At 62.9% G+C, this 14,085-nt stretch carries 12 protein-coding genes; 8 read left to right on the top strand and 4 right to left on the bottom strand.

All coding sequences use genetic code 11. The features are described from left to right. Positions 1 to 34: 34 nt before the first annotated feature. The 3 genes from V3587_RS12255 (at position 35) to V3587_RS12245 (ending at position 1,761) form a co-directional block, all read left to right on the top strand. The gene (locus V3587_RS12255; protein ID WP_166812604.1) at positions 35 to 781 is read left to right on the top strand and encodes a hypothetical protein; all 747 of its coding nucleotides are present in this window, start codon (positions 35 to 37) and stop codon (positions 779 to 781) included. 198 nt (positions 782 to 979) lie between these two features. Beyond that, positions 980 to 1,345, top strand: a complete 366-nt coding sequence (locus tag V3587_RS12250; protein WP_206029789.1) for a metal-sensitive transcriptional regulator — start codon at positions 980 to 982, stop codon at positions 1,343 to 1,345. Positions 1,346 to 1,356: 11 nt separating this feature from the next. Further along, entirely contained in the window at positions 1,357 to 1,761 is a 405-nt protein-coding gene (locus tag V3587_RS12245; protein WP_235171215.1) for a 6-carboxytetrahydropterin synthase, read from the top strand. Positions 1,762 to 1,802: 41 nt separating this feature from the next. Here the strand turns inward: V3587_RS12245 and V3587_RS12240 are convergent, their stop codons facing one another. Together V3587_RS12240 and V3587_RS12235 are read right to left on the bottom strand one after the other, a co-directional pair. After that, a complete protein-coding gene (locus V3587_RS12240; protein ID WP_283376453.1) occupies positions 1,803 to 3,404 on the bottom strand; it encodes an ABC transporter substrate-binding protein in 1,602 nt (533 codons plus the stop codon). 163 nt (positions 3,405 to 3,567) lie between these two features. Beyond that, positions 3,568 to 4,005, bottom strand: a complete 438-nt coding sequence (locus V3587_RS12235; protein WP_331700437.1) for a hypothetical protein — start codon at positions 4,003 to 4,005, stop codon at positions 3,568 to 3,570. A 111-nt stretch (positions 4,006 to 4,116) separates the two neighbouring features. On the opposite strand from V3587_RS12235, the gene V3587_RS12230 reads away from it, so the two are divergent. Next, on the top strand, positions 4,117 to 4,791 hold the full coding sequence (locus V3587_RS12230; protein ID WP_283376455.1) for a class I SAM-dependent methyltransferase: 675 nt from the start codon (positions 4,117 to 4,119) through the stop codon (positions 4,789 to 4,791). Here the strand turns inward: V3587_RS12230 and speB are convergent. Continuing rightward, positions 4,755 to 5,711: an agmatinase gene (gene speB, locus V3587_RS12225; RefSeq protein WP_124568998.1), complete on the bottom strand. Its 957-nt coding sequence runs from the start codon at positions 5,709 to 5,711 to the stop codon at positions 4,755 to 4,757. The genes V3587_RS12230 and speB overlap by 37 nt on opposite strands. A gap of 146 nt (positions 5,712 to 5,857) precedes the next feature. Between speB and V3587_RS12220 the strand changes: the two genes are divergently transcribed. The 4 genes from V3587_RS12220 to V3587_RS12205 all read left to right on the top strand — a co-directional run bounded on the left by V3587_RS12220 (position 5,858) and on the right by V3587_RS12205 (position 12,476). After that, positions 5,858 to 6,493, top strand: a complete 636-nt coding sequence (locus tag V3587_RS12220; protein ID WP_200314458.1) for a helix-turn-helix domain-containing protein — start codon at positions 5,858 to 5,860, stop codon at positions 6,491 to 6,493. 133 nt (positions 6,494 to 6,626) lie between these two features. After that, positions 6,627 to 7,472, top strand: coding sequence for a carbon-nitrogen hydrolase family protein (locus V3587_RS12215; protein ID WP_331700434.1), 846 nt, complete (start codon positions 6,627 to 6,629; stop codon positions 7,470 to 7,472). Then, entirely contained in the window at positions 7,469 to 9,157 is a 1,689-nt protein-coding gene (locus V3587_RS12210) for a flavin monoamine oxidase family protein (RefSeq protein WP_124568996.1), read from the top strand. The genes V3587_RS12215 and V3587_RS12210 overlap by 4 nt, the downstream gene beginning before the upstream one ends. Before the next feature lie 127 nt (positions 9,158 to 9,284). Next, positions 9,285 to 12,476: an NAD-glutamate dehydrogenase domain-containing protein gene (locus tag V3587_RS12205; RefSeq protein ID WP_283376456.1), complete on the top strand. Its 3,192-nt coding sequence runs from the start codon at positions 9,285 to 9,287 to the stop codon at positions 12,474 to 12,476. Here the strand turns inward: V3587_RS12205 and V3587_RS12200 are convergent. Further along, complete coding sequence (locus V3587_RS12200; protein WP_283376457.1) at positions 12,453 to 13,970, bottom strand: PucR family transcriptional regulator; 1,518 nt, start codon at positions 13,968 to 13,970, stop codon at positions 12,453 to 12,455. The genes V3587_RS12205 and V3587_RS12200 overlap by 24 nt on opposite strands. Between the last annotated feature and the right edge of the window lie 115 nt (positions 13,971 to 14,085).

Genomic DNA, 14,085 nt, shown 5'->3' with positions numbered 1-14,085 from the left:
GAAAGTGCTGCCGACCTAGGCTCGGGAGGGCAAGATGTCCAGCAATAACGGCTACACATTGGAATTGGCAACGTCGGAGGCATCAGTCGGCAGCAATGTGCCTCTACAGTTTCGGATCCTGGATTCGGCGGGAACTCCGTTGACTCGGTACACCGATACCCACGACAAGCAGCTGCATCTGATCGTGGTCGGCCTGGACCTGACCGGATTCCAGCACGTGCATCCTGAATTGGATGAGAACGGAAACTGGCATGTGTCAGTAGATTTCGATCACCCAGGCGACTATCGAGTCTTCGCGGACTTCACGCCGGACGGTGGTGACGGAATCACACTGAGCGCAGATGCGCGCGTCGCCGGCTCCTACGAACCTCGGCCGTTGCCTGCCGCCGCTAGTGTCACGACGGTCGACGGGTACACCGTCTCTGTCGAAGGTGAAGCCCATGCGGGCCAGACATCGAAGCTCACACTCTCGGTCAGTCGAGACGGAATCCCCGTCACGGACTTGCAGCCCTACCTTGCCGCCTACGGGCATCTGGTCGCGTTGCGTGCCTCCGACCTCGCGTATCTCCACGTCCATCCGGACGGCTACCCCGGTGACGGCGTCACACCGGCCGGACCGGCAATCACCTTCTACGCCAACATGCCGAGCGCCGAGGATTACCGATTGTTCTTGGACTTCAAACACGGCGATGTGGTGCGTACCGCGGAATTCACACTGACTGCCGACAACGCGACCACGCCTGAGTCCGAACACGCGCATCACGCCCACCACGGGCACTGAGACCGTATGCGTTTCGCAGCAGCGGGAAAACGGGCATCGCTAATCGCCATGCACCCATCTGTTCGTGCAGTAGCGAAGTGCGTGGCGATGTGCGCAGTGATTGCTCTGCAGGACAACGGAAGCCGAAGAGTATCCGCACATCGCCCCGGGAATGAGAATTGTTGCGACGTCACGCGTTGACGAACAGGAGGACACCGAATGTCGGAAGCGACAGAAGTTGGCAGCACTCCAGGTAGTGCCCCAGGCAGTGATACGACCGGCGATGCGTGCTGCACAAGTGATTCGCACGGCTACATCTCCGCCAAGGGCGACTACCTGGCGCGTCTGCGTCGTATCGAGGGTCAAGCGCGCGGTCTACAGCGCATGGTCGACGAGGACAAGTACTGCATCGACATTCTCACGCAGGTCTCGGCGATGACCAAGGCTCTCCAGGCGGTGGCCATGGGCCTGCTCGAGGACCACATCGGCCACTGCGTCGTCAAAGCTGCGGTTGCCGGCGGCCCCGAGGCGGACGCGAAGATCAAGGAAGCGAACGACGCGATTGCGCGGTTGGTTCGCTCGTAGAGCTGTGTTCGATGAACGTTGATACCGTGGTGGGCATGTTCAGTGTCGAGATCCGTCGTACATTCGCTGTGAGACAAGGGCTTCCGGCGCCGGTGCGGGACGCAAAGAACTTGCCGCCGCTGATGCCCGCCGAGGGTTTTCGCGTGACGATGCGAGCGGGGTTCTCGTTCGAGGACGACCAACTCGGAGAACGTGGATGGTTCGTAGACACGGACGCTCTGGACGAGTCCGTCGATCGATGTGCAGAGCGGTTGGCGGGCGGTGCCTGGCCGGAGATTTTCGATTTCCGTCCGTCTTTCGAGAACGTTGCGAAGTGGGCTTTCACTGATCTGGCGCCCAGCATTCCTCAGCTGGACTACGTCGAGCTCGACAACGAGACAATAGGTGTAACAACGAGATACGTCAGATCGCACTGACCTGACGTATCTCGCTGACGCACAGCGTTCGATCGACCGGACTACTGGTAGAGACGCAGTGCAGACCCGATGAAGGTCTTACCGAATGCGAGTCCGGCCTTGTTGAAGTAGAAGCTCAAGACCGTATCTGCAAACGGGACTGCGGACACCGTTTTGGTGATCTGCGACTCGGCATCCGCCCACTCCGCGCATGCTGCGTCGCCGGTCAAGCCGGATGCCTTGGCAACGGCAGCTTCGTAGGCGGGGTTGTTGATCGAAGAGAAATTCTTACCGGCTGCCGGGGCAGGACCGGAGAAGAACGGGACGAACCCGCTGGGAACCGAGTTGTTGATCTGGATCCACGCGATGTCCCACTGGTTGTTGTCCTTGCCACTGAGCATGACGTCGACAACCTTGGTCTGGTCGGCTCCCGTCACCTCGACGGTCGCACCGAGGTCGGACCATGCCGACTGAGTGAGCTCGGCTGCCGCGCTGCGTGCATCTTCGCCGGCAGCGTAGAAGAGGCGGAGGGCCAGCGGCTTTCCGTCCTTGCTTCGTTTGCCGTCCGAGCCGGCGGTCCAACCGGCCGCATCCAAGGTTGCCTTCGCTGCGCTGAGGTCGAAGTCCGGAATATTGCCTGCGACAGAGTCGTACACGCAGGCGCGGGGTTCGACGGAGACAAGACTTGTTGCACGGGTGCCCTGGCCGCCAGTGATCACTTCAGCGAGATCGTCGAGATTGACAGCCTGGACGAGAGCTTTTCGAACGGCGGGATCACTGGTCGGATTGTCCGCGATCTGATTGAAGTACATCTGACCGGCGGGAAGTGGGCGCTGGACCGAGTCGAAATTGGCGGCATCGATGCGATCCTTGTCCGGACCGGCGATCGGAGATGCGCTCAGTTCGCCGGAGAGGAGCTGGTTTGCTGCGGTGCTGACATTGGGTGCCATGACAGCAATGACTGTCTTGGGGACACCCGGTGTGTCGGAGGTGGTGTCGTCGGGCCCCCAGCTGTAACCGTCACGACGCTCGAACGTGTAGTGGTCATTGGCCGAGACCTCGGTGACTTCGAACATTCCGGAGCCCAGCGATTTGTTGTTCGAGGCGGTCGGATGCTCGAGTCCGGCGTCGCACATGATCGGGAGGCGACTGATGGTGAGGAGGAGGAACGGGGTCGGCGCCGGAGTGGTGACCGTGATGGTGCGGGTGGCGAGATCGGCAGTGGCTGAAGCGCCGATGGGAACCGTGGTGCCGCGTTGTTGTGAACCTTTGGCCGGGTCGGCAACGAAGTTGATGTTGTTTGCGACGGTCTGTGCGGTCAGCGTCGACCCGTCGGTACAGGTCACGCCTTCACGAATGGTGAAGGACGCGGAGGTCGGCGTTTCTTCCCACTTCTCGGCCAACCATGGTTTGAATTCACTGGTTTCAGGATCCTGGTAGACGAGGGAGTCGTACGCCAGCTTCGAGATTTCCGCGGTTGCCGCAGAGCCGGACATGATCGGGTTGAGTGCACCCGGATCGCCCTGCAACGCGTACCGGAAGGTTCCGTCTGTAAGAGGCTCACCGCCGCCAGAGCCCGAGGACGTGCCTCCCGAGCTGCAAGCCGACAACACGAGCGCGAGCCCCGCGGTCGCGGCAAGCGTCGAATAGGAGCGGTGTTTCATTGTGCCTCCGTGAAGGAGCCGGGGCCCCGGGACGAATCGTGAGGGCGCAGTCGAGTGTGACCGCTAAATCTTGGCGTAGGACGTGACGGGCATCTCGGTCGATCTTCACGAAAATCGGGCGGATTTTTGTTCGATTTCACGAAGGTTGAAGTTTTGGTTCCGTTCACGGGGAGTCGAGGTCACTTCGTCGTGGCCACTCGGTCTCCGTGAGCACGGTTGCTGGAACTGACCTCAACGGGGAGGTGGGACCGAGACCGTGGAGGTCTTCGTCGTCGTCGATTCCGGACCAGAATTCGTCCACCGAAACATCAAGGCCGAGAACGATCCACGGCGGTCCGGCTTCTTGAAACGCGTACGAGACGGTCCCGGTGCGCGGAACTGTCGCATCGAACAGTCGGTCTCCGACGGGATATCCCTGCTGCTCGCCGACCAAAGTCAAGGTCGTCGGATCGAAGGATGCCTCGCGCAGTATCTTCTCGACGGTGCGGTCGAAACTCCGCTGGGTGCTGAACTCTTCGTTCGGGCTCGAACCGCTGAACTCGGGAAAATGCGCGCAACACAATACGTGTGAGCTCTCCGAGTTGGAGTACAGGCGAAACACGGGAAATCCACCGGCCACGAAGCGTGACGTTAGCAGAGCGCCAAGATGGAGAAGTTGCTGTTTCAGCAAAGATGGTTGCGTGAATTGTGGAAGGTCGTTCATCCTGGGTGCATGAGCAACGAACACCACAATCACCACGAAAACTCCGATACCACTGAGAACCCGTACGCCAAGGCGGACGCACAATTCTGGAACTCGCTGTACGAGGAACGCCCCGCGCGCTGGAGCGGAAATCCCAACCCGCAGTTGATTGCCGAGGCCTCCGACCTCGAACCGGGCACTGCACTCGACGTCGGTTGCGGCGAAGGTGCCGACGCATTGTGGTTGGCGCGTCGCGGGTGGAAGGTCACCGGCACCGACATCTCGTCGGTGGCGCTCGGTCGTGCCCAGGCACACGTCGAGGGCGAGGGCGTCGACATCGAATGGCTGGAAGCCGACCTGACGAAGTGGGATCCGCAGGGTCGCTCGTTCGATCTGGTGTCCGCGCAGTTCTTCCACATGCTCGAACCCGCGCGCGGGGAATTGTTCCGAGCTCTCGGAGATCTGGTCGCGCCGGGCGGACATCTGCTGATCGTGGGTCATTCACCCCACGAGTCGCCGACCGAGCATCATCGGGCCATGCTCCATACCCCGGAATATGTGGAGTCGTTGTTCACGGACGGGTGGAAGGTGTTGGTCTCGGAGTCGCGGGAACGAGATCTTCCCGCGAACCCCGAGATGCATCACACCACGGATACCGTTGTGCTGCTTCAGCGATTGAGCGCGAGTACCGACAGCAGCTCGTAAGCGACGTGAGCCGCTGCGATACCGGTGATCTCGGCGTGGTCGTACGCCGGCGCTACCTCGACGATGTCGGCGCCGACCACGTTGAGTCCGACCAATCCGCGCAGTGTGTTCAACAATTCGCGAGAGGTCATGCCGCCCGCTTCGGGTGTTCCGGTACCCGGAGCGTGGGCGGGATCGAGTACGTCGATGTCGACGGAGACGTACACCGGGCCACCGTCGAGGCGCTTACGCATGCGCTCGACGATGCTGGCGACGCCGTCGACCTCGTAGTCGTCACTGCGGATCACCTGGAAGCCGAGGACGCGGTCGTCTTCGAGGTCCTTCTCGCTGTAGAGCGGTCCTCGGATACCGATGTGCTGAGAACGCTCCATGTCGATCAGGCCCTCTTCGCTGGCGCGGCGGAAGGGCGTGCCGTGGGTGAAGGGCTGGCCGAAGTAGGTGTCCCACGTGTCGAGGTGAGCGTCGAAGTGCAGGACGGCGATCGGGCCGTGATCGCGGGCCAGTGAGCGCAGGATCGGCAGTGCGATGGTGTGGTCGCCGCCGAGCGTGAGCACGGATGAACCGTCGGCACGCAGGTCGGTGACGGCGGACTGAACCGTCGTGAGAGCTTCCTGGATGTCGAAGGGGTTGACGCCGATGTCACCGAAATCGGCTACCTGCTGGTTGGCAAAGGGGGAGACCTTGAGCGCCGGGTTGTACGGACGCAGCAGCTTCGACGCAGCGCGGATGTGGCCCGGACCGAAACGAGCGCCGGGGCGGTAGCTGACACCCGAATCGAAGGGAATGCCGAGGATCGTCACGTCGGCGCGCGAGACCTCGTCCAGGCGCGGGAGACGCGCAAAGGTGGTCGGCTCGGCGTAGCGGGGGACGCGCGTGGCGTCGACGGGTCCGACGAACGATCCGGGGTTGTTGGTAGCCATGTGCAGAGGTCCCTGCTCTCGATTCGGCGCACACCGCGCGCCCTTCAGTGATGTAGCTCTCTGAGCAAGTATGGTTTCTTCAAGAGGCTCGGTTGTCAACCCCTGTTTCCTGAAAGGGACACGGCGGTCGTGAAGGAGTGGGTTCAGTGGCCAAGGCGAAGGAAGCGGTCGAGCCGGTCGGTCCGCGCATCGGAGCGAGGCTCAAGGCGGCACGTCAATCGAAGCGGTTGACGCTCGACGACCTGGCCGAGGCCTGCGGTGTGACCAAGGGGTATCTCTCGAAACTCGAGCGCGATCACGTCAATGCGTCGGTGGCAACCCTGATCAAAGTGTGTGCGGTACTCGAGATCCCTGTCGGATCCCTGTTCGAGAACGCATCTGCCGGTGAAGTGGTTCGTGCCGATGCCATGCCGCAAATCAGCTTCGGCGGCGAAAAGATGACGGAATACCTGCTCACGCCTACCAACGAGCGTCGAATTCAGGTGCTGCTCGGCGAGCTGGAACCAGGCGGCGGAAGTGGTCAGGAGTTCTACAGTCTGCCGATCGACGTGAACTTCGTGCACGTGCTCGAGGGCGGCTTGCGGGTCTCGTTCGAGGGCGGTCGGACGGATCCGAACGGTGAGGCCGTCGATGCCGAGGACGTCGTGCTTGCGGCGGGCGATTCCTTCACATTCACGCCGACGCACAACCATAGTTTTCAGGCCGAAGGCTCGGTTCTGGCGAAGGTTCTGTGGGTCTTGAATCCGGCGTTGCCGGAAGGGCCTCGGGCTCCGTCTTCGTGACGCTCGACGGCGAAGATGTTGATTCTTAGGAAACAAGAGTTGACATGATTGGCGGCACCCGTCACGCTGGTAGTTGTCCCCGTCACACGCACCGTCGAAAATTGGCGTCACGGAACTCCTGAAGGAGCGAACCATGCATGTCGATTCTGTCCGAGTTGGCCTGTTCCAAGGTCCGCTCACCACACCGGACACCTTTGCGTCGGTGGAGTTCAACCTCGCTGCGATCGACACCGCTGCCCGTGAGGCTGCTGAGTCCGGCGCAAGGATCCTTCTGACCCCGGAGATGTCTGCAACCGGCTACGACATCGGCGAACTGGTGTCGCTGCGTGCGGAACCGGCCGACGGCCCGATCTTCGATTCCGTCGCCGAGATTGCTCGCAGTGCGGGCATCGCAATCGTCTACGGCTACCCCGAACTCGACGGGGGAGATGTCTACAACAGTGTGCAGGTGGTGGGCCGCGACGGCACCTCGCTTGCGCACTACCGCAAGACGCATCTGTTCGGCACGCTCGACCGTGAGCACTTTCGGCCAGGTGAGACCTTGGTGGTCGGGTTCGATTTCGAGGGTATCCGCTGCGGATTGTTGATCTGCTACGACGTGGAGTTTCCCGAAGCGGTTCGGGCACACGCCGACGCCGGTACCGAATGGCTCATCGTGCCGACAGGCTTGATGACTCCTTACGAACACATTGCGCAGCAAGTGGTTCCGGCCCGCGCCTACGAGAGTCAGATGTTCGTCACCTACGTCAATCGCTGCGGTGCCGAAACCGAGCTGACCTACTGCGGTCTCTCGTGCGCCATCGCACCAGACGGTGTCGAGTTGGCGAGGGCCGGCGGCGACCAGGAATTGCTCTTCGCGGACATCGCCGCCGCCACCGTCGCGCAATCGCGCACTCTCAATACATATCTCGACGATCGACGCCTCGATCTGTATCCAGACCTTCCTGTCACGACTGTCTCCAAGGAGAACCGTAGATGACCATCCCAGTAGCTCCGGACAGTTCCTCGGAACCCGGCAAGCAGCCGCCCCTCACGATGTTCGGACCGGATTTTCCGTTCCCGTACGACGACTACGTTTCCAGTCCGGCGGGAGTCGGCTCGGTGCCCGACCTGGCACTGGGTACCGAGGTTGCCGTGATCGGTGGCGGACTCTCCGGCATGATCGCGGCCTACGAGTTGCTCAAGATCGGTCTCAAACCGATTGTCTACGAAGCCGATCAGATCGGCGGCCGGATGCGGTCGGTCGAGTTCGACGGGCACCCCGGGGTTGTCGCCGAGATGGGCGCAATGCGTTTCCCACCGTCGTCGACGACGTTGTTCCATTACCTGAACGAACTGGGTCTGCAGACCGAAGAGTTCCCCAATCCCCTTGCCGAGGTCACACCGAGCACGGTCATCGATCTCAAGGGTGAGAGCCACTACGCGCACACTCTCGAGGATCTGCCGCCGATCTACACCGAGGTGGCGCAGGCCTGGCAGCGCACTCTCGAAGAGCATGCCGATCTGATTCCGTTGCAGCAGGCCATTCGTGACCGCGACACCGCAGAAATCAAGCGGATCTGGAACGACCTCGTGGTGCGCTACGACGACCAGACGTTCTACGGATTCCTCGCCGCGTCGAAGCACTTCAAGTCCTTCCACATGCGGGAAGTGTTCGGGCAGGTCGGATTCGGTACGGGCGGTTGGGATACCGATTACCCCAACTCGATCCTCGAAATCCTTCGTGTGGTCATCACGGCCGCCGACGACGACCATCGCGGCATCGTGGGTGGATCGCAGCAGTTGCCGATGCGGTTGTGGAACCGCGCCCCGGCGCAGATGGCGCATTGGCCTGCCGGTACGACGGTCGCTTCGCTCAACGACGGCAAGACCCGTCCCCGCGTCACCGAACTCCGCCGTACCGAGCCCGGCAACATCACGGTCACCGACTCCGACGGGTTCATTCGTACCTATGCGAGTGCCGTTGTGACAGTGCAGAGTTGGATGCTGCTCAACAACATCAGGTGTGACGACGACCTGTTCCCGATCGACCACTGGACTGCGATCGAGCGGACTCACTACATGGGTTCGACCAAGGTGTTCGTGCTCGTCGACCGCCCGTTCTGGAAGGACAAGGATCCCGAGACCGGGCGTGATTCGGTGTCGATGACATTGACCGACCGCATGAGTCGCGGCACGTACCTGCTCGATCAAGGTGAGGGCAAGCCCGGCCTGATCTGCTTGTCGTACACCTGGTCGGACGACTCGCTCAAGCTGCTGGCGCTCGACGCCACCGAGCGCATGAACATCATGCTGCGCTCTCTCGAAGAGATCTACCCGGGCGTGGACTTCCGCAGCCACATCATCTCGAGCCCGGTGACGCTGTCGTGGGAGACCGAGCGCGACTTCATGGGTGCGTTCAAGGCGAATCTTCCGGGGCACTACCGCTACCAGGAACGCCTGTTCTCGCACTTCGTGCAGAATGATCTCGAACCGCGTCATCGGGGAATCTTCCTCGCCGGTGACGACGTGTCGTGGACCGCCGGCTGGGCCGAGGGCGCGATCCAGACCGCGATCAACGCGGTGTGGGGTGTCGTCAACCATCTCGGCGGCGCTGCGCCTACCGAGAACCCCGGACCCGGCGACGTGTTCGAGGAGCTCGCTCCGATCAGGTTGGGCGACTGAGCTCACCGCAACTGCCGAAATGTCGTGCCCGATGGGGGTTGGTACTCCTATCGGGCACGACCTCTTTCCGGTGATCCACGCAACACTGGAAAGTGTTCGGATCCAATAATTTCCAGGAGGGTGTTCAATGGCGAGCACATCATCGGCGACCAAGACCGCAGCTGCAGAATCGAGAGCGGCAGGCGGTGATCGATCCGGTGACCCGGCGCTCGAACTGGTCGCCGAATTGGCCGCAGCGGGCCAGCGACTCGTCTTCCGTCAGGGTGACAACCTGAACAGTGACGATCTGACCTGCGTGGTGCTGTGGCCGTCCGGAGAGCCCTCCCTCTCCGATCTGTGCGAGAACTTCGAGTCTCTCGGACTCCGAGTTTCGACGCACCGCCCGCTTCCGACCGTTCTGGGTTCGGCGCATTACTTCACCTTCGAGCCGAGCACCTTCGACGGCAGTGCGCTGGAGAAGATGGCGGACGCCTTCGAAGCCGTCATCGCCGGACAGACCCGGATGGACGCGTTCTCCAGTCTGATCGGACGAGCAGACATCACCTGGCGCGATGCAGAGTTGCTGCGCGCTGCGTGCCGTTTCCTCGCTCAGGCTCGTATCGGTTTGTCCGAGAGCTACATCGTCGGAGTGTTGGCAGCGAAGCCACTCTTCGTACGGCAGGCGATCGAACTTTTCACCGCGCGTTTCGACCCCGCCGTGGCGGGTGTGCGTGAGACAGCTGTGGCTACCGCAACGGCAGCCATCGACGAATCAGTCGACGGTGCAGACACTCTCGACGAGGACCGTGTTCTGCGCGGCGTGCGTTCGTTCCTGCAGGCGACTCTGCGCACCAACTGGTACCTGCGCGGTGAGAGCGGCGAACCGCTGCCGTACGCGTCGTTCAAGATCGACTCGCAGTTGCTCTCCACTCCGCAGAAGACCGTTCCCTTCCGCGAGATCTACGTCAGCGCACCCAATGTCGAAGGCGTGCATCTGCGTAGTTCCTCCGTCGCCCGTGGTGGCCTGCGTTGGTCGGATCGATACGAGGACTTCCGCACCGAGGCTCTGAGTCTCATGAAGACCCAGAGCGTGAAGAACTCGCCGATCGTTCCTTCGGGAGCCAAGGGCGCGTTCGTGGTTCGGGGCACGTCGTCACCGACTCCGGCGCAGGTGCAGGAGTCGTACAGCACCTTCATTCGCGGCCTGCTGGACGTGGTGGACAACATCGTCGACGGCGCAGCAGTACATCCGGCCGAAGTGATCGAGTACGACGGTGAGGACTCCTACCTCGTCGTGGCTGCCGACAAGGGGACAGCACGGTTCTCCGACGTCGCGAACGGCATCGCCGTCGAGCGTGGTTTCTGGCTCGGCGACGCTTTCGCTTCCGGCGGTTCGGCCGGCTACGACCACAAGGCGATGGGCATCACCGCTCGCGGCGCCTGGGTAGCGGTACGACGCCACTTCGCCGAGCGCGACCTCGACGTCGACACCGATCCCTTCACTGTCGCGGGCATCGGTGACATGTCCGGCGACGTGTTCGGTAACGGAATGCTGCTCTCGCGCAAGATCCGTCTGGTCGCGGCATTCGATCACCGCCACATCTTCATCGACCCGACCCCCGACACCGAGACGACGTTCGCCGAACGCGCTCGACTCTTCACCGTGCCGCGCTCGTCCTGGGACGACTTCGACCGCACCGTGATGTCGCCGGGTGGTGGCGTCTGGCCGCGCAGCGCGAAGTCGATCCGCCTTCCGCTCGAGGCGCGTGCGGCCCTCGGAATCACCGAGGAGAAGCTGACCCCGCAGGAACTCATCCGAGCGATCCTGTGCGCTCCGGTGGACCTGTTGTGGAACGGCGGCGTCGGTACCTACGTGAAGGCGTCGACCGAAAGCAACGTCGACGCGGCCGATCCGTCCAACGACGCAGTTCGCGTCAGCGCGGACGAGTTGCGTGCGACGGTGGTGGGTGAGGGCGGCAACCTCGGTTTCACCCAGCGTGCTCGCATCGAATATGCCGCTGGCGGTGGCCGAATCAACGCCGACTTCATCGACAACGCCGCCGGCGTTGCTACCTCGGACCGTGAAGTCAACATCAAGATCGCACTCGCAGAGTTGGACGCGACTGCGCGCAACGAGCTGCTCGCGGCGGCGCAGGACGAGGTGGCCGCATCAGTACTCGAGGCCAGTGAAGATCAGACCCTCGCGATCAGCCTGGCCGAGCACCGAGCTCCCGCACTGCTCGATCAGCACGAGCGGTTGATCGAGAACCTGGTCTCGGCGGGTGCCATGAAGCGACTGGAAGAATCTCTGCCCGACGCCAAGGCTCTGGCGGTCAGGGCGCGTGCCGGTCAGGGTCTGCTTCGACCGGAACTTGCTGTGCTGGTGGCGCAGTCGAAGAACGTGCTGACGGCGGAATTGGGGGCCTCGACCGTCCCGGACAATCAGATTTTCGCCGGTCGCCTTGCCGAATACTTCCCGCTCTCCGTCGTCGAGGCCGCACCGGACGCAGTTCGTGCACACCGGTTGGGTCGCGACATCATCATCACCTCGGTGGTCGACGAACTGGTCAACCGCGTCGGCCCCGGCGTGCTGTTCCGGCTCGAGGAACATCTCGGAGTTCGCAGTCCGGAAGCGGCTCTCGCTTACGCAGTGGTCAGCGAAGTGCTTGGTACCGAGGACCTTCGACGCGAAATCCTGAACTCGGATCGCAGTGCCACCGAGCAGTTGAAGGCTCTCGATCGTTTGCAACAGTTGTTGGAATCCGAGATGAGCTGGGTGTTGCGCCGCCCGGGCGCTGCCGGCCGCTTCACCGTGAACCCGCGCGCCGACATCGATCGATGGGCAGCTCCGGTGCGAGCTCTCACCGAAGGATTGTCGGCCGGCGACCGTATCGAGGCGTCCTTCGGAGCGCTCGCTCTGGCGGACATTGCCTTGCAGGAGAATACGACGGTCGCGGCCGCTGCCGCGATCTACCGGGAACTCTCCGACGCTCTCGACCTGGGTGATGTTCTCGGAGGCGTCGACGTTGCCGTCGGTGCCTCGCATTGGGAGGTCATGGGAAGCGCCGCCGTGCATGCCAGGTTGACGGCGCGTTTCGCGGATCTCGTGTCAGGAGCGCTCGGTGAAGGTGTTCCGGACGTAGTCGAGTTGTGGACGGCCGCCAATCCGCAAGCGGTGCGCCGGTTCACGGCTTTGATGTCGAGCGTGAGTCGCAGCGGAGCGCTGGACACGGCACGACTGTGCACGGTCGACGCCGAACTCGAACTGCTCGTTCGCGGTGCGTCCAGCTTCGCTTCGGTGCACGCTGCGGAGCGCTCAGCGGCCCTCCCAGGCGAGTAGTGAGAGCAGGAGTTCAGCTCTGACCCTGGCCTGACCGAGGTCGCATTGCAGCAGTTCTTCTATGCGCGCGATGCGACCTCGGAGGGTATGCCGGTGAACACCGAGTTCGGCTGCCGCCGACTCCCATTGGCCGTTCGCCTCGAGATACGCGCGCAACGACGCGACCAGGGCCGTCCCGTGTGCCTGGTCGTGTTCGGTCAACACCGGGATGGTGTCCGCAGCCATGGCGATCAGTGCCTCGCGGGCAGGCTCGGACGCCAGAATTGTCGACCCGCTCAGAGCGTCGAACTCGAGAATGCGCGCCGTGGCCGTCGTGAGGTTGGCCGCGGCGCGGGCCTGGACGAGTGCGCGGGGTGCGTCGAGAAGGCGGTGAGGGGTGCTGATTCCGGCACGCACAGCTTTCGCTTCGGTGGGGGAGAGCTGCGCCAGTAGCGTTTTGGCCGTGTCGATCGTGTCGGTTCCGCGAAGGAGTACGGTCAGCGCGCCGTCCTCGGATTGTGCGAACAGTGGCCGACCTGCCCGGGCGAGAGCGTTGTCGAGTTCGCGAAGGACGGGGCCGAGTCCGGATCCGCGAACGTGGACGAGGCGAACGTTGCCGTGTGTGTCGCTCGCTTCGTCCAGGTACGACGGCACACCGTCCTCGGGGATTCGGCCGTCGAGCAGAAGCCCGAAAGCCATGGCATTGAGTCGGGTTCGCTCGGCCCGCAGGCGAACCGGCTTCTCGAGTTCGAGGGTGAGCAGCGAGACGGCATGTCCGAGCAGCACCCTGTCGATGTTGCTCAGGGGCCCGGCTCCCGCCATGGCGAGGTAGCCGTGCCAACTGTCGGTCACTCCGACCGGTGACAGCGTCAGCGTCCGCTCGGGTGTGCTCTGCGAGATCGACGCCGGAGCGTTGGGATCGCGGGTGGTGGCCGCGACCGCGCGAACCTCGGTGATCAACGACTTCTGGTTCGCCGGATGCACCGCGGTGATCCGATCACCGACAAACGCCACCGAAGTTTTTGTGGCCGTGGCCAGTTCACGCACGATCGCCGACACGCCACCACGCAGTGCAACGCGGGTGATGCGTGTTTGCACTTCTGCCGCGCGGAGTACCGATTCGTATTCCTGCTGGCTCAATCGAGTCATCACCGCGCGCGTGACCGCCGCGAACGGGGTCGTGAACGGCACTTCCAGCAGGGGGAGTCCGCGACCGCGGGCTGCGGCAATCAGGTCTGCGGGAACACTCTCGTGGGAAAGGCCGGTCCCGAAACCCAGAGCCGACACTTCTGCGGCGGCCAGACGGTCGATGTACTCGCTGTAGTCGGTGGCGTCCGCGCCTACCAGCGCCAGCCCGGTGGTGAGCACCAATTCGCCGCCGGAAAGCCAGGGTGTGGGGTCCGTCAGCTCTGTGGCCTGCGCAAACGTAACGGGATGGGTGGCGGCTGCTCGGTCGGTGAGCAGGGCCAGCGAGAGGTGTTTCTGGCGCAAGAGCCACGAGATCGGAACCGTCACCTGATCAAGGCTAGCTGTCGTTGCCGATATGGAGTAGCCCGGAAGCTCCGGGTATCCATTTCGGCAGTGCTGGCCGTGCTTCGCGCGTCGCATACTCGAATGCAATACACAACCG

The organism is Rhodococcus sp. IEGM 1306 (genome assembly GCF_036541985.1).
Classification (GTDB): Bacteria; Actinomycetota; Actinomycetes; order Mycobacteriales; family Mycobacteriaceae; genus Rhodococcus_F; species Rhodococcus_F qingshengii.
This window is presented reverse-complemented; position numbering and strand designations above follow the sequence as displayed.